Source organism: Sorangium sp. So ce302 (assembly GCF_051530145.1).
GTDB classification, from domain to species: Bacteria; Myxococcota_A; Polyangia; order Polyangiales; family Polyangiaceae; genus Sorangium; species Sorangium cellulosum_B.
This window is the reverse complement of sequence record NZ_CP150326.1, coordinates 11,885,807-11,908,086: the sequence shown is the minus strand read 5'-3', so window position 1 is coordinate 11,908,086 and position 22,280 is coordinate 11,885,807. Positions and strand designations below refer to the sequence as shown.

At 70.6% G+C, this 22,280-nt stretch carries 17 protein-coding genes; 9 read left to right on the top strand and 8 right to left on the bottom strand.

Features of this window, described 5'->3' with window-relative positions; all coding sequences use genetic code 11:
* Nucleotides 1-16: 16 nt before the first annotated feature.
* Both WME73_RS45085 and WME73_RS45080 read left to right on the top strand, forming a co-directional pair.
* A complete protein-coding gene (locus WME73_RS45085; protein ID WP_437742434.1) occupies nt 17-889 on the top strand; it encodes a formylglycine-generating enzyme family protein in 873 nt (290 codons plus the stop codon).
* Between the two features lie 195 nt (nt 890-1,084).
* Nucleotides 1,085-2,326, top strand: coding sequence for a CinA family nicotinamide mononucleotide deamidase-related protein (locus WME73_RS45080; RefSeq protein WP_437742433.1), 1,242 nt, complete (start codon nt 1,085-1,087; stop codon nt 2,324-2,326).
* A 50-nt stretch (nt 2,327-2,376) separates the two neighbouring features.
* Here the strand turns inward: WME73_RS45080 and clpB are convergent, their stop codons facing one another.
* From clpB to dnaN, 4 genes are all read right to left on the bottom strand, one after another.
* A complete protein-coding gene (clpB, locus tag WME73_RS45075; RefSeq protein ID WP_437742432.1) occupies nt 2,377-4,986 on the bottom strand; it encodes an ATP-dependent chaperone ClpB in 2,610 nt (869 codons plus the stop codon).
* A gap of 282 nt (nt 4,987-5,268) precedes the next feature.
* A complete protein-coding gene (gene gyrB / locus WME73_RS45070; protein ID WP_437742431.1) occupies nt 5,269-7,767 on the bottom strand; it encodes a DNA topoisomerase (ATP-hydrolyzing) subunit B in 2,499 nt (832 codons plus the stop codon).
* Nucleotides 7,768-8,212: 445 nt separating this feature from the next.
* Nucleotides 8,213-9,364, bottom strand: a complete 1,152-nt coding sequence (recF, locus tag WME73_RS45065) for a DNA replication/repair protein RecF (protein ID WP_437742430.1) — start codon at nt 9,362-9,364, stop codon at nt 8,213-8,215.
* Nucleotides 9,361-10,491, bottom strand: coding sequence for a DNA polymerase III subunit beta (gene dnaN / locus WME73_RS45060; protein WP_012240773.1), 1,131 nt, complete (start codon nt 10,489-10,491; stop codon nt 9,361-9,363). Before dnaN ends, recF begins: the two co-directional genes overlap by 4 nt.
* A 755-nt stretch (nt 10,492-11,246) precedes the next feature.
* Here dnaN and WME73_RS45055 point away from each other — a divergent pair.
* A complete protein-coding gene (locus tag WME73_RS45055) occupies nt 11,247-12,599 on the top strand; it encodes a serine/threonine-protein kinase (RefSeq protein ID WP_437913574.1) in 1,353 nt (450 codons plus the stop codon).
* Nucleotides 12,600-12,632: 33 nt separating this feature from the next.
* Nucleotides 12,633-13,280, top strand: a complete 648-nt coding sequence (locus WME73_RS45050) for an ATP-binding cassette domain-containing protein (protein WP_437742428.1) — start codon at nt 12,633-12,635, stop codon at nt 13,278-13,280.
* A gap of 147 nt (nt 13,281-13,427) precedes the next feature.
* Here the strand turns inward: WME73_RS45050 and bioD are convergent, their stop codons facing one another.
* The 3 genes from bioD to zapA all read right to left on the bottom strand — a co-directional run bounded on the left by bioD (nt 13,428) and on the right by zapA (nt 15,681).
* Complete coding sequence (gene bioD, locus WME73_RS45045) at nt 13,428-14,078, bottom strand: ATP-dependent dethiobiotin synthetase BioD (protein ID WP_437913573.1); 651 nt, start codon at nt 14,076-14,078, stop codon at nt 13,428-13,430.
* Nucleotides 14,079-14,122: 44 nt separating this feature from the next.
* Nucleotides 14,123-15,277 carry an aminotransferase class I/II-fold pyridoxal phosphate-dependent enzyme gene (locus tag WME73_RS45040; protein WP_437913572.1) on the bottom strand — a complete coding sequence of 385 codons (1,155 nt, stop codon included), beginning with the start codon at nt 15,275-15,277 and terminating at the stop codon, nt 14,123-14,125.
* Between the two features lie 74 nt (nt 15,278-15,351).
* Nucleotides 15,352-15,681, bottom strand: coding sequence for a cell division protein ZapA (zapA, locus tag WME73_RS45035; RefSeq protein WP_012240768.1), 330 nt, complete (start codon nt 15,679-15,681; stop codon nt 15,352-15,354).
* A 214-nt stretch (nt 15,682-15,895) separates the two neighbouring features.
* On the opposite strand from zapA, the gene WME73_RS45030 reads away from it, so the two are divergent.
* On the top strand, nt 15,896-16,510 hold the full coding sequence (locus tag WME73_RS45030) for a hypothetical protein (protein ID WP_437913571.1): 615 nt from the start codon (nt 15,896-15,898) through the stop codon (nt 16,508-16,510).
* 27 nt (nt 16,511-16,537) lie between these two features.
* Here the strand turns inward: WME73_RS45030 and WME73_RS45025 are convergent, their stop codons facing one another.
* Complete coding sequence (locus WME73_RS45025; protein WP_437742424.1) at nt 16,538-17,293, bottom strand: hypothetical protein; 756 nt, start codon at nt 17,291-17,293, stop codon at nt 16,538-16,540.
* Nucleotides 17,294-17,553: 260 nt separating this feature from the next.
* On the opposite strand from WME73_RS45025, the gene WME73_RS45020 reads away from it, so the two are divergent.
* From WME73_RS45020 to WME73_RS45005, 4 genes are read left to right on the top strand one after another with little or no spacing between them, the layout of a single operon-like run.
* Complete coding sequence (locus WME73_RS45020; RefSeq protein WP_437742423.1) at nt 17,554-17,892, top strand: DUF167 domain-containing protein; 339 nt, start codon at nt 17,554-17,556, stop codon at nt 17,890-17,892.
* The gene (dapF, locus tag WME73_RS45015) at nt 17,889-18,686 is read left to right on the top strand and encodes a diaminopimelate epimerase (RefSeq protein WP_437913570.1); all 798 of its coding nucleotides are present in this window, start codon (nt 17,889-17,891) and stop codon (nt 18,684-18,686) included. The genes WME73_RS45020 and dapF overlap by 4 nt, the downstream gene beginning before the upstream one ends.
* The gene (locus WME73_RS45010; protein WP_437913569.1) at nt 18,683-20,569 is read left to right on the top strand and encodes a diguanylate cyclase domain-containing protein; all 1,887 of its coding nucleotides are present in this window, start codon (nt 18,683-18,685) and stop codon (nt 20,567-20,569) included. Before dapF ends, WME73_RS45010 begins: the two co-directional genes overlap by 4 nt.
* Before the next feature lie 31 nt (nt 20,570-20,600).
* Nucleotides 20,601-22,241, top strand: a complete 1,641-nt coding sequence (locus tag WME73_RS45005) for a DUF4388 domain-containing protein (protein ID WP_437913568.1) — start codon at nt 20,601-20,603, stop codon at nt 22,239-22,241.
* The last annotated feature ends 39 nt before the right edge of the window (nt 22,242-22,280 follow it).

Below are 22,280 nucleotides of genomic sequence, written 5' to 3'. Positions count from 1 at the left end.
ACCGGACGTCGGGCGGATGCCGCGGTGGAAGGCCGGTCTCGCCGCGGGCGCGGCCCTCCTGATCGGCGCCATCGTCGCGCTGGCGCTCCATCGCGCGGAGCCGCCGGCGCGCTGCGCGCCGGGGATGGTCGCGCTCGGCCCGCGGTGTTGCGGCGAAGGCCAGCGCCTCGATGACGCCGGCCGCTGCGCAGGCGCGCCGGGGCGATGCAGCGCCGGCCTCACGGTCACGGCCGCTGGCTGCGTCGCGCCGGGTGCGGCCGTCCGCATCGCCTCCGGGACGCTGCGCCTCGGGCCAAGCGACTGGGAGGCGCAGGGCATCGTCGACCCGCGCGCGGTGTTCGTCCCGGCGTTCTCGCTCGACGCGTTCGAGATCACCGAGCAGCGCTACGCCGCTTGCGTCGAGGCCGGCGCGTGCGCCCCGCTCCCGCTGCGCGGCGAGCCCGGGGTCCCCGTCACGGGCGTCACCCTGGCCGAGTCGGCTCGGTATTGCGCCTTCGCGGGCGGGGCGCTCCCCTCGCGTGATCAGCTCGCCTTCGCCGCGGCGGGCGACGCGGGCCGGCGGTACCCGTGGGGAGACACCGGCGCGGTCTGCCGGCGCGCCGCCTTTGGCCTGCGAGCGGGCCCGTGCGGCTGGGGCGCGACGGGCCCCGAGCTCGCCGGCTCGCGCCCCGACGGCGCCGCCGTGCACGCCGGCGGTCGGGTGTTCGATCTGGCCGGCAATGTTGCCGAGTGGGCGGCCCCTGATCCGCTCGAGGGCGAGTTTTCGGGAACTCACGGCGGATCATGGACGGATGGGGCCGCGGCGGCGCTCCGCACCTGGAATCGTCGCCTTGTCCCGGTATCCATCCGAGCGCCGGATCTCGGCTTCCGGTGTGTCTATCCACCGTAGCGCTCGCAAGCGCGCCCCGCTCCGCGGCGGGCGGGTGGGGGAGGGGACGGGGGTGGGGGAGGGGACGGGGGTGGGGGACAAACGGGGTAGGGGGACAAATGGGGTAGGGGGACAAAACCACCCCGCTTTCCGACCTCAAAACAATCCGGAAACGCGCTCCGGCGGCGCCGGATGGAGTTAGAGTCCCGAGTCCCAATGGCTGTCGCGCTTCTCTCGATCGGGACCGAGCTCACCCGGGGCGAGATCATCAACACCAACGAGGCCTGGCTCGCTGCCGAGCTCACCGCAGCGGGCTTCACGGTCAGCGAATCCAGCACCGTCGACGATGACGTCGATCGCATCGTCGCCGCGGTCCGCCAGCTCGCGAGCGCGCACCGGTTGGTGATCGCCACCGGCGGCCTCGGCCCCACGACCGACGACCTCACCGCGCGGGCCGCGGCGCGCGCGATGGGCACCGACCTCGTGCGCGACGAGAGCACGCTGCTCGCCATTCGCCGGCGCGTCGAGAGCCGGGGCAAGACGATGAACGCGGGCCACGAGAAGCAGGCCGAGGTCCCCGCCGGGTCGGAGATCCTTCCGAACTCCTCCGGCAGCGCGCCCGGCTTCGGCATCCACCTGGGCGAGTCCACCGTGTTCTTCCTCCCGGGTGTGCCGCGGGAGATGAAGAGCATGTTCGCCGAGCAGGTGCTGCCGCGCGTGCGGCCGGCTGCGCCGAACAACACCTTCCAGGTCCGCCTCCGCACCTATGGTCTTCCCGAGTCCACGCTGGGCGAGCTCCTGAAGGGTGTGGAGGAGGCCCATCCCGGCATCACGCTCGGCTACCGCGTGCACTACCCGGAGGTCGACGTGAAGGTCCACGCCCGCGCCGCCACGCAGTCGATGGCGCACGAGCTGGCCCTGAAGGCGACGGCCGATGTCCGTGAGCGGCTCGGCACCGCCGTGTACGGGGAGGGGGGCGACGCCTTCCCGGAGATGGTCGGGCGTTCCGTGCGCGCCCGTGGCTGGAGGCTCGCCGTGTCGGAGTCGTGCACCGGCGGCCTGATCTCCCACCTGCTCACCAGCTATCCGGCGAGCGACTACCTGGTTGGCGCCGCGGTCACCTACGCGAACAGCGCCAAGACGCGGCTGCTCGGCGTCGCGGAGGACACCCTGCGCGGCCACGGCGCGGTGTCGGCCGAGGTCGCCGCCGAGATGGCGCAGGGCGTCCGCCGCCTCTGCGAGGTCGACGTCGCCATCTCTGTGACGGGCATCGCCGGCCCGACGGGCGGCACGGCGACCAAGCCGGTGGGCCTCTGCTACTGGGCCGTGTCGCACCCCGGCGGCCTCGTCGTGCGCGACCGGGTGTTCTCGGGGGATCGCGAGGAGGTCCAGCTCGGCGCCGCCTACGCCGTCCTGGACCTCCTCCGCCGCATCGCCGGCAATCTCCCTGAGCGCTGACGCAGACCGAGCGCTGACGCAGGCCGAGCGCGGGCGCGGGCTGGTGAGCGTCAGTTCGGCGCTGCGCGCGTGAAGGTGAGCCCTCCGGCCCCGCGGTCGATCCGCACCGTGTCTCCCTGCTTGAACTCGCCGGCGAGGATCCGCTTCGCGAGCTCGTCCTCGATGCTCCGCTGGATGGCGCGCTTCAGCGGCCTCGCGCCGTACTGCGGATCCCACCCCTGCTCGATGAGGTAGCCCTTCGCCTCCGACGAGATGGTGAAGAGCAGCCCGCGTCGATCCAGGCGCTTTCGCAGCAGATCGAGCTGGATATCGACGATCTGCTCCATCTGCTCGCGCGCCAGCCGCCGGAACACGATGAGATCGTCGAGGCGATTCAAGAACTCCGGGCGGAAGTGCTTCCGCACCTCCTCGATCACGGCCCTCCTCACGAGCTCGGCCTTCTCGTCCGCCGGCAGGTTCGCTCGCTCCTCGATCGCCGCGGCCGCCGGCGTCCCGAGGTTCGATGTCAGGATGATGATCGTGTTCTTGAAATCGACCGTGTGCCCCTGGCCGTCGGTCAGGCGTCCGTCATCCAGCACCTGGAGGAGCGTGTTCCAGATGTCCGGGTGGGCCTTCTCGATCTCGTCGAACAGCACCACGCTGTAGGGCCGCCGGCGCACCGGCTCCGTGAGCTGGCCTCCCTCCTCGTAGCCGACGTACCCGGGCGGCGCGCCGATCAGCCGGGCCACCGCGTGGCGCTCCCCGTACTCGCTCATATCGAGCCGCACCATGGCCCGCTCGTCGTCGAAGAGGATCTCGGCGAGCGCGCGCGCGAGCTCGGTCTTGCCGACGCCGGTCGGCCCGAGGAACAGGAACGATCCGATCGGCCTGCGCTCGTCGCCGAGCCCGGCCCTCGAGCGCCGGATGGCGTTCGACACCGCGCGGAGCGCGTCCTCCTGCCCGACGACGCGCCGGCGCAGCTCGTCCTCGAGGCGCAGCAGCTTCTGCATCTCGCTCTCGAGCATCTTGGAGACGGGGATCCCGGTCCATTTCGAGACGACCGCGGCGATGTCCTCGTCGGTGACCTCCTCCTTCAGGTAGCTCTGCTTCGACTGCACCTGGGAGAGGGTCGCGCGGATCGACTCGAGCTTCTTCTCGATCTCCGGGATCTTGCCGTAATGGATCTCCGCGGCGCGCCCGAGGTCGCCGGCGCGCTTCAGCCGCTCCTCCTCGAGCCGGAGCTCCTCGATCTGCGGCTTGAGCCGGCGCAGCTCGGAGATGAGCTCCTTCTCGCGCATCCACTGCGCCCGCATCGCGTCGCGCTGCCCCTGGAGATCGGCGATCTCGCGCCGCACCTCGTCGAGGCGGACCTTGCTCGCCTTGTCGCTCTCGCGCTTGAGCGCCTGTTCTTCCATCTGCAGCTTGAGCAGATCGCGCTCGACCTGATCGATCGGCGTCGGCAGGCTGTCGATCTCCATACGGATCTTCGACGCCGCCTCGTCGACCAGATCGATCGCCTTGTCGGGCAAGAAGCGCTCGGTGATGTACCGGTTCGACAGGACGGCGGCCCCGACGAGCGCCGCGTCCTGGATGCGGATCCCGTGGTGGACCTCGTACTTCTCCTTGAGGCCTCGCAGGATGGCGATCGTGTCCTCGACGCTGGGCTGCGTGACGAGCACCTGCTGGAACCGCCGCTCCAGCGCCGCGTCCTTCTCGATCCGCTTGCGGTACTCGTCGAGGGTGGTCGCGCCGATGCACCGGAGCTCGCCGCGCGCGAGCGCCGGCTTCAGCATGTTGGCCGCGTCCATGGCGCCCTCGGCCGCGCCGGCGCCCACCAGCGTGTGGAGCTCGTCGATGAACAGGATGATGCGGCCGTTCGAGCCCTCGATCTCCTTGAGCACGGCCTTCAGCCGGTCCTCGAACTCCCCTCGGAACTTCGAGCCTGCGACCATGGCGGCGAGATCGAGCGCCGCGATGGTCTTGTCCTTGAGCGACTCCGGCACGTCGCCCGCGACGATGCGCTGCGCGATGCCCTCGACGATCGCCGTCTTGCCGACGCCGGGCTCGCCGATGAGCACCGGATTGTTCTTGGTGCGCCGCGAGAGCACCTGGATGACGCGCCGGATCTCCTCGTCTCGGCCGATCACCGGATCGATCTTGCCCTGTCGAGCGAGCTTCGTGAGATCCCGTGTGTACTTCTCGAGCGCCTGGAACTTCCCCTCGGGGTCCCGGTCCGTCACGCGCTGATTGCCGCGCACGGCCGCGAGCGACGAGAGGAGCTTGTCGTACGAGAGCCCCGTTCGTTCGAAGATCGATTGGATCTCCTTGTCGGCCTTGATGCCGGCGAGCAGGACGTGCTCTGTCGAGATGTACTCGTCCTTGAGCGCCTTCGCCTCGTCTTCGGCCTTCTGCAGGACCGTGAGCGCGCGCCTCGACAGGTTCGGCTCGGCGCCGCCGCTGACGCGAGGGTAGGTGTCGATCTTCGCGTCGAGGAGGCGCAGCACGCCTGCCGGATCGGCGCCTGCCTTCTGCACCAGAGGCGCGCCGACGCCGCCGTCCTGGCTGACGATCGCCCGCACAAGGTGCTCGGGATAGAGCTCGGGGTTTCCCCGACGGCTGCCGAAATCGACAGCGTCTCGTATGGCCTCTTGGGCCTTCGTCGTCATTCGCTCGATTTTCATGGCCCCTCGAAGCTAAGGCGGGTGCCCCGCCTAGCAAGGGGACGCCCAGGCAAGCGGCTTGCCAAAACGTTGAAGGGCGTTGAAGGGCGTTGAAGGGATGCCGAGCGAACGGGGCAGGTGAGCGGTGCAGCGGCAGCCCCGTGTCAACCCCCGACCGTGCGCCTCGAGCGGGGGCTCGGCGCGCCGCACGCCCAGGCGCGGAGCCGGGGCGTCGCGCCCCGGGGCGCAAGCGCCGCGCGGGGCGCGCAGGAGCCGCGCGCCGGCGACGCGGGAGACGTGGGCTCAGATATCGAGGTTCTTCACGTTGAGCGCGTTCTGCTCGATGAAGTTGCGCCGCGGCTCGACCTGATCCCCCATCAGGATCGTGAAGAGCTCGTCCGTCTTCACCGCATCGTCGATGCGGACCTGGAGGAGAGTCCGAGCGTCCGGGTTCATCGTCGTCTCCCAGAGCTCGTCCGCGTTCATCTCGCCGAGGCCCTTGTAACGGCTGATCGAGATGCCCTTCTTGCCGCGCTCCTCGATGTAGTCGACGAGCGACTCCCCGTTCTCGATGGTCTCCTCGCCGCTCGAGGTGCGCGCCCGGTACGGGGGCGCGCCGATGGACCGGAGGTCCTGCTCGATCGACCAGGCTTCCTGGTACTCCGGCGAGTTCACCAGATCCCAGTCGATGACGCTCTTTCGCGCGCTCGCGCCCGGGCGCGGCACGATCTCGATCCGGCTCGTCCCGTGCTCCGTGTCCCGGGGCGTCGACAGCGTGAGCGGGAACAGGTCCGGATAGCGCTGCTTCAGGTAGGCGCGGAGCTCGTCGGCGGCCGCGGCGACCTTCTTGGTCTCGCGCAGATCGTCGCGCCCGAGCCCGCTGGACCGCAGCAGCGCCGCCACGATCCGCGCGTCACAGCGCTTGTCGATGTTGGAGAGCACGGCGCGGAACCGCTTCAGCCGCTGCGCCAGCCGGTAGAGCGGCTGGCCTGCGACGCCCGTCTGGGCGCCGCTGGCGACGATCTCGAGCCCGTCCACGGCGTTGCCCACGAGGAACTCGTCGAGGGCGCCCTGGTCCTTCAGGTACAGGTCCCGCTTGCCCTTGCGCACGCGGTAGAGCGGCGGCTGCGCGATGAACAGGTACCCCTTCTCCATGATCTCCGGCATCTGCCGGAAGAAGAAGGTCAGCAGCAGCGTGCGGATGTGGGAACCGTCGACGTCGGCGTCCGTCATCAGGATGATCTTCTGGTAGCGGAGCTTGTCGATCTCGAAGCCGCCGGCGTCGTTGATCCCGCAGCCGAGGGCGGTGATCAGCGTGCCGACCTCGGCGGAGCTCAGCATGCGGTCGAGCCGCGCGCGCTCGACGTTCAGGATCTTCCCCTTCAGCGGGAGGATCGCCTGGAAGTGCCGGTCGCGCCCCATCTTGGCGCTGCCGCCGGCGCTCTCACCCTCGACGATGTAGATCTCGCTCTTCTCCGGGTCCTTGGACTGGCAATCGGCGAGCTTGCCCGAGAGCGATGTCACGTCGAGCGAGCCCTTGCGGATCACCTCGCGCGCCTTGCGGGCCGCCTCGCGCGCCTTCGCCGCGACGACCGCCTTCTCGATGATCTTCTTCGCGCTCTGGGGGTTCTCTTCGAAGTACTGCCCGAGCTTGTCGCTGACGGCGGCCTCGACGATGCCCTTGACCTCGCTCGACACGAGCTTGGATTTCGTCTGCGAGTCGAACGACGGGTCCGGGTGCTTGATGCTGAGCACGCACGTCAGGCCCTCACGCGCGTCCTCGCCCTGCAGGCCCTGCTTCAGCTCCTTGAAGAGGTTGTGCGCGCTCCCGTAGTTGTTGATCGTCTTCGTGAGCGCGGCGCGGAGCCCGGTGAGGTGGGTGCCGCCATCCTTGTTGTGGACGTTGTTCGTGTAACAGAAGATGGCCTCCGTATAGGAGCCATTCCACTGCAGCGCGACCTCCACGCCGACCGGCGGAGTCGCGGAGCTGCCGCGGCCGTTCGCGCCGTCGCCTGTGGCGCCGGCCTCATGCTGCGACACGAAGCTGATCACGTCGTCGTGAATCGGCTCCTTGGTCTTGTTGAGGAGCGACACGAACTCGGAGATGCCCCCCTTGTACTCGTAGATCTCCGCTCTCCCGTCGGGGCGCTGGTCGTGGAGGTGAATGACGAGCCCGGCGTTCAGGAACGCGAGCTCGCGCAGGCGGCTCGCGAGGATGTCGAAGCTGAACTCGACCGTGCTGAAGACGAGCGGATCGGGCTTGAAGGTGAGCTTCGTCCCCGTCTTGTCCGTCACGCCGATCCCCTTGAGCGGCGCCTTCGGCACGCCCCGGGCGTACTCCTGAAACCAGAGCTTTCCTTCGCGCTTGATCTCGAGCTTCAGCCACTCGGAGACGGCGTTCACGGCGCTCACGCCGACGCCGTGCAAGCCCGCAGAGACCTTGTAGCTGGAGTTGTCGAACTTGCCGCCGGCGTGGAGGACGGTCATGACGACCTCTGCCGCGCTCACGCCCTTGGCGTGCATCCCGACCGGGATCCCGCGGCCGTTGTCCTCGATCGACACCGAGCCGTCGAAGTGGACGGTGACCCTGATCTCCGTGCAGGCGCCGGCGAGGTGCTCGTCGACCGCATTGTCGATGGCTTCCCAGACGAGGTGGTGGAGCCCCGATCCGTCGTGCACATCGCCGATGTACATGCCGGGTCGCTTTCGCACCGCTTCAAGGCCTTCGAGCGCCGTGATGCTGTGGGCGTCATACGACGCCTTGGTGAGGTCGGTCGGCTGGCTCAGGGTGGGTTCCGTCATCTCGGTCCTGGTGGCGCGCCCGCCGCCTCTCACCGGGGGCGCAGAGCGGCGGAGACCGCTCGGATTGCCGGAGTTCTTGCAGTGGAGGGGCCGGCTCGATGGCAGCTCGTCTGGTGAGACCCGGGCGCCGCGGCCGCGGCGCCGGATCGATTCCGGGGCCACGAGCGTTCATGTGCGGACCGCCCGTCGATGCCCCGTAAAGACTGCGGAAATGTAGCCGAAATCAGGGGCTCGGGCAAGCGTTTCGCCGGGTCCGGAAGGCTCGTAACACCGTATTTTCGGTGCCCGTCGCGGTCGCGTCCGGAGCATCCCAACTCGCGCGCTCCGGGGCCAGGATCAACGCGGTTGACGGCGGTCGCGGCGCGGTCGGCGGACGTTCGTCCATCGCGCGCGCCGCGCACGTCCGGCAGCGGCGCGCCCGGCAGCGGCGCGACCGCGACGAACGTCAGCCGACCGCGCCGCCTTCGACGTGGAAATCGCGCCGCTCCGAGGAAGGTACGCCCGGCGTGACGATGAGATCGCGCCGCGTGGTCGTCAGGAATACCTGTCCGCGCGCCATTCCGAGGAACATGAACAGCGCCGTGGTCCGGTCGGGATCGAGCTCGCTCGACACGTCGTCGAGCAAAAGGATAGGTTCTACGCCCCGGACGGAAGCGATGGCAGCGGTCTCTGCTGCCTTGAGCGCGAGCGTGAGGGCCCTGTGCTGGCCCTGGGAGGCGACAACGCGGGCGGGGTGGCCGTCGAGCTCGAGCAGCAGGTCGTCTCGGTGGGGGCCGTAGCCTGCGCTCGGCCGGTGCGCGTCGCGGCGGCGCTGCTCGCGCAGCGCCTCGCGCGCCTGCTCGGCGTCGCTGCTGCCGCCCGGCGCGTACCGTGCGACCAGGGTCAGGTCGGGCGCGGCGATGCGGGCGAAGGCGTGCGTGAGCTCCGGCGCCAGCGCCTGGACGGCGGCCTCGCGGGCGCGGGTCAGCGCCGCGCCATGGAGGGCGCAGAGCGCCTCGAACGCGTCGAGCTCGGCGCTCGCCTGGGCCTGCGCGCCCCCGCCGCGGTGGAGCAGCTCGTGGCGCGCGCGGAGCGCCTGCGCATAGCGGGCCCGGTGGTCGGCGCTCTGCGGGTCCATGAAGAGCGCCAGGCGATCGAGCAGCGTGCGCCGCGCGCTCGCGGGCCCGGTGGACAGCGCGAGCTCCTCCGCGTGGAAGGCGACGACCGGCGATCGCGTCGCGAAGCTCGCCAGGCTCGGGGGCCGGTTGCCGTCGATGCGCACGACGCACCGCTTGTTCTCCACGGCGGCGGTCTGCTCGCGCGCGAGCGGCTGCAGCGCGTCCCGGCGCTCGACGAAGCGCGCGCGCGCGCTCGCGATGGGGGCGCCGTGGCGGACCAGCTCGGCCAGCCGGTGGGTGCGGAAGCTCCTCGAGGTCGCGGCGAAGTAGATCGCCTCGAGCAGGCTCGTCTTGCCCTGCCCGTTGTTGCCTGCGATCACGTTGATGCGCGGCGCGGGCTCGACGTCGACGCGGCCGAGGTTCCGGAACTCGCGGATGTGGAGCCGCTCGAGGAGGAGGCTCGGGGAGGGCCCCTGGAGCTCGTCGGAGGGCGCGCTCAAATCCGCATCGGCATGATGACGGCGACGTAGCTCTGCTGGTTCGACTCGCTGCCGGGCCGGATCACGGCGGGGTCGAGCTCGCCGGAGATGCCGAGGATGACCTCCTCGTCGTCGATCGAGGCGAGCACGTCGAGGAAGTACTTGGCGTTGAAGCCGATGGTGACCTCGGGTCCGCTGTAGTCGACGGCCACCTCGTCGAAGCCGGCGCCGGTGTCGGGGCTCTCGCTGGTGATCCGGAGCGTCCCCGGCGCGATCGACAGCTTGACGCCGCCGGTGCGGTCGTTGGCGGCGAGCGCGATGGCGCGGAGGGCCTCGGCGAACGCGACGCGGGGGGCGCGGACCGAGCGCTCGGTGACCGACGGGATGACCTGCTGGTAGGGCGGGAACTGCGCGTCGACGAGCTTCACCGAGAACTGCATCCCGGCGATGTTGAAGAAGGCGTTCGGCCCGCTCTGGGTGATGGCGACCATCGGGGTCTCCTTCTCGGCGCGCGCCTCCTCGGCGAGGCGGCGGAGCTCCGTGATCGCCTTGAGCGGGATGAGCATGGTGGCCGTCGCGGAGCTTCCCGACACGGTCGCCTCCATCTTGGAGAGGCGATGGCCGTCGGTGGTCACCATCCTGACGCGATCGCCGGCCCACTCGAACAGGGCGCTGTTCACGTGGGCGCGGGTCTCGTCGGTGGAGATCGAGAAGTGGGTCCGGGTGATCAGGAGCGCGAGCTGCTCGACGGGGAGCTCCAGCGAGGGCGCGTCCACCGCCGGGGCGGGCAGCTGCGGGAACTCCGAGCCGGGGAGCCCGGGGAGCGTGTAGCGCCGGGGCGATCCCACGGCCTTGAGCGACGTGTGCGCGCCCTCGGTGGTGGTGATCTGGATCGGACCATCGGGCATGGCCTTCACGCGCTCCAGCAGGTCCCTGGCCGGGACGGCGACGGTGCCGCCGGTCTTGATGTCCGCGTGGGTCTGACCAGTCACGCCGAGGTACAGGTCGGTCGCGGCGACGCGGACCGCGTTGCCCTCGGCGGCGAGCAGGACGTTGGCGAGCGCGGGCATCGCGCTCTTCTTGTCCGCCACGCCTTGGCAGCGCGCGACGAGGCGAAGCAGATCTTTCTTGGGGATCACAAGGTCCATAGCCGACTCCGGAGTCGCTCCCTTTAGCAGGGTTATCGCCCGGGGGTGCGCTGGAAATGAGCGCTCGCGTGACCTTGCGCAACGCCTCTTCTTTCCATGAAATAGATAGATAAAGACATCGTCTTCGTCGTAGGCGTTGTGGAGGGCGGGGATAACTCAGAATGCGCAACGAATCCAATGAGTTAGAAGCGGACGCCCTGGGGTAAATGGACCGTCCTCAGGGGTAGGTGGACAGGGGAGAGCTGGCGGATGGCCGATCTCCCCCGTTTTGCCCCCAGGGTTGCCGGCGGGGTTATCCCCAAGGATCCCCCAGGGGGCGTGCGGGGTGATGTGGAACCGAGCGTTACCTGCGTGCTCTGCCCCGATGCGCTGTGCAGTTCCGAGCAGCACCTGGATGGAGTATTTCAAATTGTACGGACTTGAGTTCGGTGCGGTGCATCCACTGCGGTAGCCACCACGATCTCGCGGTGGTCGTGTGTCCGGCGACCGGGCTGGTCGTCGCTCCGAGCGATCCGCCGCCGTCGCGCGCGGGCGCTCGCGCTGGCGCGGCTCCGTTGCTGCCGAGCCATCGGCCATCAGCGCATCCTTCGTCGAGGGTGGCGCCGCCGTTGCTGAGGTGGCCGGCAGGCGTGGCGCCGAGCTCATCGGTGCGCGGCGCGCTGGCGCCAGGTGCGGAGCAGCGGGCTTTTGCGTCGCGCGCTCCGTCGTCTGCCGTGGCGGGCTCGCGGACGCCGGCGTGGCCCGGGAGCCGCGGCGTGAGCCCGACCTCTTCCGGGCGCTCGCTGCTCGGCCACGTGATCGGCGACAAGTACGCGGTCACCGCCATCATCGGGGAGGGCGGCATGGGCGCGGTGTACGAGGCGGAGCACCTCCAGATCGGGCGGCTGGTCGCTGTCAAGGTGATGCATCCGCGGGAGACCCAGAAGCGCGAGGCCATCTCGAGGCTGGAGCACGAGGCGCGGGTCGCCGGGCGGATCGGTCATCCCAACATCTGTGAAGTGTACGATATGGGGTGGCTCCCTGACGGCAGTCCCTACCTCGTGATGGAACGTCTCCACGGGGAGACGCTGGCGCAGCGGATCGAGCGCTGTGGTGTCGTTCCGCCGAACGAGCTCGTCGACATCATGCTTCAGGTGCTCTCGGCGCTGGTGACGGCGCACGATCGCGGGGTCGTCCACCGTGATCTGAAGCCAGAGAACATCTTCCTCTCGGAGCGCGCCGGCATGTTGCCGGTGGCCAAGCTGCTCGATTTCGGCATCTCCCAGGCCTCGGGCGTGGATGGGGCGCTGACGGATCTGACCCGTACCGGCATGGTGATGGGCACGCCGTATTACATGGCGCCCGAGCAGGCACGGGGGGACGCGGAGCTTGACCGCCGGCTCGATCTGTGGGCTGCGGGCGTGATCCTGTACGAGGCGCTGACAGGCCAGCGCCCATTCGTGGCCCGCAACTACAATGCGTTGCTCGTCCAGATTCTCACGCTGTGGCACCGGCCGATGACGGAGCTCGATCCGACGATTCCGCCCGGCCTCTCGCGCCTCGTGGATCGCGCCCTGGCGAAGGCGCGGGATGAACGATTCCAGAGCGCGCGGGAGTTCCTGGAAGGGCTGCGGCGGTTCAAGAACAAGGTGCCGGTGTCACAGAAGCGCCGGCTGGAGCGCGTTGCCGTTCAGAATGTCGTCGACGAACAGTCCGACGACGGCACGATGAGGTTCGCTCGGCTCGGAGAGGGCGAGCACGAGAGTGACCCTGGCAGAGTCGTCCTGGCGGACGCTCTCGGCACAGAGGCGGCGGCGAGGAAGGGACCGCAGACGGCGGACCGCAACAGCAGAGGGCTGCAGGTCCCTCATGGCGTGCGGCCGCTGCGGTCGTCCGACGGTGGCGCTGTGCGCAGACCGAGCGAGCCGGTCGCGGAGACGGATGACGGGCAGTCTCGAGACGATGAGTCGGAAGATCGACCGACGATTCCGTCGTTGAGTCCGCTCGAGGCGGGAGCGGAGCTCTCCGACGATTCCGAGGCGACTGTCGTTGATCCGCCAGCGTTCCCGGAGGACATCACCACGGTCGTTCAGGGCGAAGGTCGCGCTCGAGGCGGCGACAAGGGCTGACGGGAACGCGAGCGCAGGAACGAGGTGAGCGCTGTGAGGACGATCGAGCGCGTGGTGGCTCGTGGCGTCGTGAAGACCTACGGAGCAACGGCGGCGTTGCGTGGGGTGAACGCGACGATCGAGGCAGGGCGATTGACGCTCATCGAGGGGGCGAACGGGTCGGGCAAGTCGACGCTACTCGGGATCCTCGGGACCGTGATCCGTCCCACGTCGGGCGCGGTGAACTACGAGCCGCTGGGCGACGATGTCGGGACGGCGCGCGGCACCATCGGCTGGCTGTCCCACGAGTCGCTGGCGTACCCGGACCTCTCCGGTCGGCAGAACGTCGAGCTGGCGGCCGGCTTCCACGGGCTCGACGCGCACGAGGCGTGGCGTCATGCGGAGGAGCGCTTCGAGCTCGGGAGCTTTGCGCTGAGGCCGCTCCGCACATGTTCGCGCGGCCAGCGACAACGAATCGCGCTCGCGAGAGCCCTGGTGCACCAGCCTTCGCTGGTGCTGCTGGATGAGCCGACCACGGGCCTCGACCGCGCAGGGGTGGCGCGGCTGCTCGCGGTCGTGGACGCGGAGGTGGCGCGGGGCGCCGCGGTGGTCGTGGTGTCCCACGAGCCGGAGGTCTTCCGGGAGCGGGCGGCCGCCCGTCTCGTGCTGGAGCGAGGTCGCGTCGTCACCGGCGCTTCCTGACGAGGCGCACCGATCCGTCGCAAGTCCTGCGAACCCGCCGAGCGGGTTCTCTGGCCGGAGCTCAGGACCGGGTACTCGGGTCCGGTAGCTCGGCTTGATTTCTCACAACCTCGGGGCTGGTCACCCCTTGAACGTGACGACGTCTCGCTACGAAAGGGCGAGGCGCGCCAGGGCGATCTGCGCCGCGGCGAGCGATGCCGGCGCTGTTGGAGCGGCGCGCGGCATCACGACAGCGCCGGAAGCAATGCCGAGCGCAGCGAGCTCCCCCGCGTTCGTGCCGGTGGATGCATCGGGCACTGTCGGCGGGTTCAGCACGATCACGGCTGGCGGAAGACCAGGGGCGAGCGCGCGAAGGGCGAGCGTGCAGCAAGCGACCTCGTGAAGGATGCCTAGCCGGTCGAGGCCGACCAAGACGACGGCATCGGGCGAGAGTGCGCGCACGAGGTCTGCGTTCGTCAGTCCTGGTCCGAGCGGGGAGAGGAGCGCGCCGGCGCTCTCCACGACCGCGAGGGGAGCGGACTGCCTGTCGACCCACGCGGTGGCGACGTCCAGCGAGATGGCGTGTCCGCAACGGCGCGCTGCCAGGTGAGGGGAGAGCGGTTCGGCGAAGCGGTAGGGGGCTGGCTCGGGCTGGACCGAGCTGACGAGCGCCAGCTGTTCGGCGTCGGTCGTCGAGGTGCCGTCGATGCCCGATTCGATGGGCTTCAAGCCGCAGACCTTGTCGCCGCGAGCTGCCAGCGCTGCGACCAGCGCGATCGACACGTGCGTCTTGCCCACCCCGGTGCCGGTTCCGACCACGGCGACCCGGATCCGTCCTGTTTCACGTGAAACAGGATGTCCCCTCATCGCATCGCCTCCCGGAATCCTGCGAGGGCACGCTCGACGTCCGACTCGGAGAGTGACGCGTTCGCCACGATACGGAGCCGCGACGTACCCGCCGGCACCGTCGGTGGCCGGATCGCCTGGACGAGGACGCCCTCGCTCGCGAGGCGCCGAGACATCTCCACCGCGGCCCCCGGCGACTTCAGAAGCCAGGGGAGGATCGGGCCCAAGGAGCCAGGAAGCAGCTCGGCTCCCAGCGTCAGCAGACCAGAGCGAAGCCGGTGGGTGATCATCGCCAGACGCGCCCGAGCCGGGTCGTCCGCGGCGGCGCGGCGGACCCGCTCCACCGCAGCGAGCGCCACCACAGGGCTGATGCCGGTCGAGTAAACGAAGCTCCTGGCGCGGTTCCACAGGTAGGTTCGCAAGGTCGACGAGCCCGCGACGAAGGCGCCATGGAGCCCGAGCGACTTGCCGAGCGTGCCAATGAGCACGTCGGGGCGAACCCCGGCCTCGGCGCAGAGGCCAGCCCCGCGCGGTCCGAAGACACCGAGGGCGTGCGCCTCGTCCACGATCAACGCGGCATCGTGACGATCGCAGAGCTCACGGAGGCGGCGGAGGTCGGGGGTGTCGCCATCCATGCTGAAGAGCGATTCGGTCACCACCCACCGGCGGCGCGCGCCCCTGGCCCGCACGAGGGCGCTCTCCACCGCCTCCACGTCGACATGGCCCACCACCTCGACGGTCGCGCCGGAGAGACGACATCCGTCGATGAGCGACGCGTGGTTCAGCGCGTCCGACACGACGACATCTCCCGGCCTGGCCAGCGCAGCGACGGTGCCGACGTTCGCCGCATACCCCGAGGAGAACAGCAACGTCGCTTCCACGCTCAGCCAGGCGGCGATCTCTCCCTCGGCCATCAGGTGGGCCTCGTGGGTCCCGCTCACCAGGCGGGACGCCCCCGCACCGCTCGCGGTCCCGACCTCGGAAGGCAAGGCGAGCCCGGCGTAGCCGAGGTAGTCGTTGGAGCACAGGACCAGCAGCCGGTCGGAAGCCGGGGCAGCAGGGGGCGTGCGAAGCAAGCCGGCGCGCTCCATCTCGGAGAGCTCGTCCTGGAGATGGCGAAGGGCGTTCATGCCTCCAGGCGTGGGGTCGAGGGCCTGGAAAGCTTCATCCATGGGTGCAGGCATGCCATCTCCAGACAGCGGCAGGGCCGCTCAGAGGGGACCCCGCCAGGTACGGGCACTCCAGCTCAGCGCGTGCTGTCGTTCGCTCCGCTGGACGAGGGCGACTCGGGACCGGCGCCGAGGACCGCGTCGACCCGCTGCAGGATACGGCCAAATGCGTCCCGCGCGCGCCCCGCGATGACCGACGCCCGGGTCCGCTCCTGCTCGAGATCGTGCGCGAGCGCGATGGCGGCGAGCAACATGGCCTGGGGAGTCACGGCGCGGCCGGCGGGCACAACGGTAGCGAGCTTCTGATCGACGACCGCGGCGAGCCGCTGGAGCTCTTCGTCGCTCGCGGACGTCACCACGCGGTAGGTCTGACCTCCTACCCGCAGCTGCACTGTGCGTCGCGCCATTGCCCCCGGACGCTACCATGAACGCCAGCGGGCGCGCAGGGCGGGCTGCGTGGTGCGAACGGAGGGACTCACCCGCGACGGACGCGACGCACGCGACGCACGCGACGCACGCGACGCACCGAAAATGAACTCCGGAGAGCCTCACGCAGGGCGGGGCTCCGTGCAGCCGAATTCAGGCGCGCTCCCCGCCAGCGCCCTGTAGCATCGCTCCATCATGGCCACCGCGGGCCGCCCAGCTGCCTTGGTTGCCGCGCTCCTCGGAGCCGTTCTCCTCCACGGCACAGCCCGCGCCGAGCCCCAGGCGAGCGCCGGCGTCACCGTTGGCCTTGCCGGCGTCGGCCTCGATCGCCAGCTGTGGGACTCCACGGTCTTCCACCTCGGGCTGCGCGGGGATGTCCTGTTCGGCCGCGCTGCCAACGACGACTTCGGCGTCGGTCCCTACGCCGAGGTGCTCACCCACGCGTTCGATGAGATCCAGACCGGCGCGGGCGTCTCCGTGCTCGTGCCCATCCACGACTCGTTCCCTCTGGTCCTCTCCACCGGCGCCTACGGCCGGTGGAGCGACGACGCCCGCGGCGTGGAGCCAGGGATCGCCGCCGCCATCTTCTGGGGTGGACGCAGCTACAACTTCCACTCGCGTTACGGGATGAGCACAGGGCTGCTCGCCCAGGGGCGGTTCGGGCTCGGCGGCTCGAAGGAGACCGCGGTCGTCCTCGCGGCGCAGCTCGATCTCGCGCTGCTCGCCCTTCCGTTCGTCTACCTCTTCGAGGCTGCGAAAGGGCCGTCGCCCGAAGCAGCCCCCGTGCACCGCGCCAGACCGGCGCGGTGACGGCGGCTCGGGCCTGCGGTGAGCGCTCTACAGGCCGAAGCTTGCGATGTGATCGGCGCAGGGCTGACCGAGGTCACGACAGTCCTGAGGGCCCCGGGCGCCAGGGCAGGCGCCCTCGAGCTCCTTGGCGTCTTCGCACTCCTCGTTCGCGGAGCTGTAGCAGCAGTCCGGCGGAGACGTGTCGACGCACCGGCTGCAGGCGAAGCAGACCCTGACGGGGTAGGTCCACTCCGTGGTCTCGACCTCCTGGCCGCCCAGCGTCCTGCCGCGCAACACCACCGTCGCCCACACCTGGATATCGCGCCGGAGCTGCGCGGCCTGCCCGCGCAAGGTGTCCATCGTGGCGCCGTCGATCAGGAGGACCTCGGTGCAGTTGTAGCCCGGGTCGCCGGACGAACCCGGGTCGACCGTGCCGGTGATCGGAACGACGTAGCCCGGCGTCACGTCGTTGCCCTCGATGTCAGCGACACGGACCTCGGCCTCGTAGAGCTGGACGCGGGATGTCTCCGTCCGGAGGACGTCGGGGTCGCCGCGCTCCACGATCTGGTTGCCCACCAGGAGCAGCGCGCTGTGGCTGCCCGCATAGGCCGAGTCCACCGCATCCTCGGTCCAGAACGGTTCGCTGGGGCCGCAGCTCACGCTGCAGTCCCCCGTCTCTGCCATCCGCATGCGGATGAACACGCTGCTCTCGTTGTCGGCGCATGCAGACCCGAGCAGGCCACCCGACGTCGCGAGCAGCGCCAGCGCGCACAACCTCCTCGCGAGGCCGGGCGTTGCGTTCACGGACCCTTCTCCTTCATCAGTCATGTCCAACGCCTCCACCGCGGAAATGAACATCAGCAGCGAACAACGAGCGCCGCTGATGCAAGTCGACCTGCCGGATCGTACTGCGCGAGCCGACCCACGGCCGGGGCGAAAAGAGTAGCGGGTCAGGCCGCCGACCGGCAAATTCGCGATGGCCGGCGCCGTCCGAAGAGCGACATCACCGCGCCTCGCGGGAACCCACGCGTGAGCTCCAGATACGCTACGATGCCGCCGGCCAGATGAGCAAACCCGAGGAGAGCGGCGCCGTCGGCGAGTGGAGTCGCCTCGCGATCACCGAGCGCGCCGAAGGCGTCCGCATCTCGGTCCAGGTGCGCCCGAAGTCGTCGCGCTCGGCCATCGTCGGGGTGCGCGAGGGCGCGCTCGACGTGTCGTTGACCGCGCCGCCCGTGGAGGGCGCCGCCAACGCGGAGCTCGTCAAGCTGCTCTCGCGCGCGCTCGACGTGCGCCAGAGCGATGTCCAGATCGCCCTCGGCGCGAGCGGCAGGAGCAAGGTCGTCGCCGTCCGCGGGCTCAAGGAAGCCGAGGCGCGAAAGCGGCTCGCCGAGGCGAAGCGATGAAGGAAAACGTCGTCCGGTTCGAGAAGTGGGAAGGTCTTGGCAACGACTTCATCCTGGTCGAGGCGGTCCCGATGACCGCCGAGGCGGCGCGGCGCCTCTGCGACAGGCGGTTCGGCATCGGCGCCGACGGCGTGCTCGTGATCGATCGCGAGCAGCCGCGCATGCAGGTCTGGAACGCCGACGGGAGCCGCCCCGAGATGTGCGGCAACGGGATCCGCTGCGTCGCGGCCTACCTCGTCTCCCGGGGGACCCCCCAGAAGGCGCTCACCATCGCGACCGACGCCGGTGACAAGCGGTGCGAGGTCACACGGGCGGGCGATCGCTTCGACGTGCTCGTCGGCATGGGCCGGGCCCGCATGGGCGAGACGCTCGTCGTCACAGCGCTCGGCGCGGAGCACCGGTTCGCCTGCGTCGACGTCGGCAACCCGCACGCGGTGACGTTCGATCCCTACACGGAGGACGCGATCGACGAGCTCGGGCCCATCGTCGCGACCACGCCGGCCGAGGGCATCAACGTCGAGTTCTGCCGCGTTCGACCGGCCGACCAGGGCGAGGCCGCGCGCATCGACGTGACCGTCTGGGAGCGCGGGGTGGGCCGCACGCTGGCGTGCGGCACGGGCGCCTGCGCCGTGGCGGCCGCGGCGTGCGCCCAGGGCCGCGCGCCGTACGGAGCACCTCTCCGCCTGGCGCTGCCGGGCGGCTCGCTGCGCATCACCGTCGCCCCCGGATCCCTGGAGCTGCTCATGCAAGGCCCGGCGCGCCGGGCGTTCTCGGGCGAGGTGGTGATCGCGTGACCGCCTCGCTCGAGGGGGTCTGGAGTCCTGGCCGGGCGCCGGCCCACGAGTTCTCGCTCAAGGTGCTCGCCGTCATCGCCGACGAGGCGACCCGCACGCTGTTCTCGCGGGTCATCACGTCCGATGAGCTGATGCTCGCCGGCGATCTCGCCGAGGGGATCGTCCTCGCCGAGACCGCCGCGCCCGACGTCGCCTTCATCGATGTCGGGCTCGGGGACGGGGCCGGCCTCGCCATGGTCCACCACCTGAAAGCCCTCGCGTCCGAGGCCACCGTCTTCGCGCTGGCGACGAGGGCGGAGCTCGAGGCGGGCGCCCATGCGGTCGCGCTCGGCGGCGCCGGGCTCTTCCTGCTGCCGCTCGGTGGGGACGAGGTGCTGAACGCCGTCGGCTCGGTGCGCCTGCGCTTCGCCGAGCGGGCTCTCCGGATGCAGCTCGAGCAGGAAGCCGCGCGCAGCGCGCGCGCTGCCGGGTGGATCGCCCGCGTGGCCGAGCTCGCCGATGCGCGCGACCGCAACGCGGCGGCTCAGCAGCTCGCCGAGGTGTTCGTCGAGGCGACGGGCGCGGCGGCGGCCGCCGTCTACCTGGCCGCCGGAGAACGCTCCAGCGAGCTGGTCCGCTCCGCGGCGATGGGGCCGCTCGACCGCGCGCCCGCCTACGGGACCGAGACCGACATCCTCGATTTCGCCCGGCGCGAGCAGCTCATCGTCGTCCCGCTGGCGCTCCGCAAGCTCGCCGCAGGGCATCTCCTCCTCCAGAAGGAGCCCGGCCGCAGCTCCGCGTTCCCCTCGGTCAGGCGCCCGGACAGCGCGGCCTCGACCCCGCGGCGCGCCCCGCTCCTCGACGGCCTCGTCAAGCTGCTCGCCACGCAGGCGACGACGGCGCTTGCCCTCCTCGGCGAGCGCGAACGCTCGACAGGCGGCGCCGCGATGAAGGATCCGGCGTCGAGCGCCTACTCGTTTGCCTACTACGTCGACGTCGCCGGCCGGGAGATCGACAAGGCCAGACGGTACGGCCGCCGGTTCACGATCGCGACCATCGTGATCGAGCCGGATGCAGCAGCCGCACCGGAGCGCCCAGGCGACCTCGCCTTTTGGAGGACCACGCCGGCGCCCCCTGCGAACACGCACAACCCGGGTCAGGTCGTCGAGCACCTGCTCCGCGCCGTGCGCGACACCGACATCCTGGCCCGCGTCGACGAGAACGAGTTCCACCTGCTCATGCCCGAGACGGCCGCCCTGGAGGCCCACGCCTGCCATCGACGGATGCTGTCCCACGTCGCCGAGAGCGAGAAGCGGGCCGGGTACCTGCCGAAGGGCCTGCTCGTCGGGGTCGCCACTTTCCCCCAGGACGGCCAGAGCCTCGCTCAGCTGCTCCGCATCGCCCGGCGGCGCGCCGACGCCACCAAGTCCTCGATCGTCCACCGCGTCCCTCAGGACCGGCGGAGCATCGGCGAGATCGTCAGCCTCCTCGTCCGGGAGTCCCCCGCGGCCGGCGGAGCTTCCGCGATCTCGGCGCCCCGCGCGCTCGATCTGTCGGTGTCCGATACGATTCTGCTCGCGACGTCGGTCGTCAGGAACGCGCTCCGCGGGGGCGCCGTGTTCCTGCTGGTCGCTCACCACGACGGGCTGAGCCTGGGAGCGCAGGTCAAGGCGCAGCTGGCCTCGCCGCGCGACGACGTGGTGGTGCACACCGTCGACCTCCGATCCTCGCCAGGGTGCGACGACATCGAGGCGCTCTGTGTCCTCGCGGAGCACGGCGCGTATGCCCTGGTAGGGCGTAATCAGGGGGGGTTCGTGAAGGGTATCCATGCCGCCGATCCGCTGCTCGCGGACTTCCTCGCCGAGCGGCTCGGCCGCGCGGCCGGGCTGCGGGTCTTCGGCTGACTCGGAGGGCGCCGATCCAGTGTCTCGCAGGGTGCTGTTGGTTGATTCGGACGTGGACGCGCTCGGCGCGCTCGCGTCGGCGCTCAGGGCGCGTGGTCTCACCGTGACCAACGCGAACGGCGCGTTCGAAGCCGTGGAGCAGGCGTTCAAGCGCCGGCCCGACGTCGTGCTCGCCGCCAGGGCGCTCGACGAGGACAACGCGCTCGCGGACGCGTTTGCCGCCGTCCCCGACCTCGCCGATACCCCGATCCTCTTCCTCGTCGACGGCGCCGAGGGCGATCTGGGCCTCGACGAGGTCCTGCGGGGCGACGTCGATCACATCGTCTCGCGGATCACCGAGGCGTCGCCGCGCGGCTCCAAGCCGACGGTGCCGCAGGAGATCCGCGGCGACCTCCAGCAGGTCCCGCTCGTCGACCTGCTCCAGCTGCTCGCGATGAACCGCCGGAGCGGCATCCTCGGCATCACCACGCCGACCGGGGCAGGGGAGCTGCGGCTCTCGGCGGGGGAGGTGATCGATGCCGTCTACCGCCGCCTCGAGGGGGAGAAGGCGCTTTACCGGCTGCTCGGCGAGCGGGACGGACACTTCGCGTTCTCACCCGGCGAACCGGCGAGCGCGCGCCGCATCATGGCGCCGACCTCGCGCCTCCTGATGGAAGCGCTCCGCCAGGTCGACGAGGTCCAGCGCCGGCGATCCGAGCTCGCGCCGGCCGGTGAGGCCTTCCTGGTGACCGAGCCCGCGAGCGACGATCTCGACCTGTCCCCGCTCCCGGACCACGAGACGTTCAGCGTCGACGCGACCTTCGGCGACAGCGCCGCGGCGGACCGAGGGAGCGCCGCGCCCCTGGCGAGCGCCATGACCTCGCTGCCCGACTTCACCGCCCCGCCGATGCCGGCCAGCGACGTGAAGGGCAACCGCGGCGGGTCGATGCCGCCGCCGCCCACGCTCCGCGCCGCGGAGCCGGCCGCGTTCAGGCTCGAGGCGCTGCGCACCCCGACGACCTCACCGCCGGCGCCCGTCGGGGAGCCGGCGGAGCGCGCGGCCGTGGCCGAGAAGCTGGCGGCGCTGCTCCAGATGCCGCACAACCTCGACGAGCTGCTCGACGAGATCAGCGGGCCGGATCTCCTGATCCTCGAGGTCCTGATGGAGCTCACGGCCTCCGGGAAGATCCGCCGCATCTCGCTCGCCGACCTCACGACGCCGTTCGCGCCGTCGGAGCACCTTCCGGTCCTCCGGTCCCTGGTGACCCGTCTGGCCCGGCCCGGCTTCGCCTCGCCGCCCCACCTCGTCATCGCCGCAAGCACGCGCCGCATGGCGACGCTCTCTCATGCGGTCCGCCGCATCGGAGACGCCATCGTCCCCGCCGAGCCTCCGCCGCAGGCGGCGATCCCGAGGCCGCTCGGCGTGATCCGGCTCGGCGACGGCGTCGAGCTCGCGCTGGTCGGCCTCCCCATCGAGGAGAGCTTCGCGCCAGCCTGGCCGCTCGCTCTGCACGGCGCGGCCGCGGTCGTCCGGCTCGGCGACGGCGGTGAGGACGCGCTGGCAGCGCACTGCGAGGCTCTGGAGCTCCTGCTGCTCGACGCAGAGGCCATGATGGGGCCGCTCGATCTCGCCTCGCCGGGACAGATCACGCTGCTCGTCCGCGCCGCGCTCGAGGCCGCCGCGGGCGTGTGACCAGCCGACGAAAACGTAGCTTCAGAACGGATCTTCCGG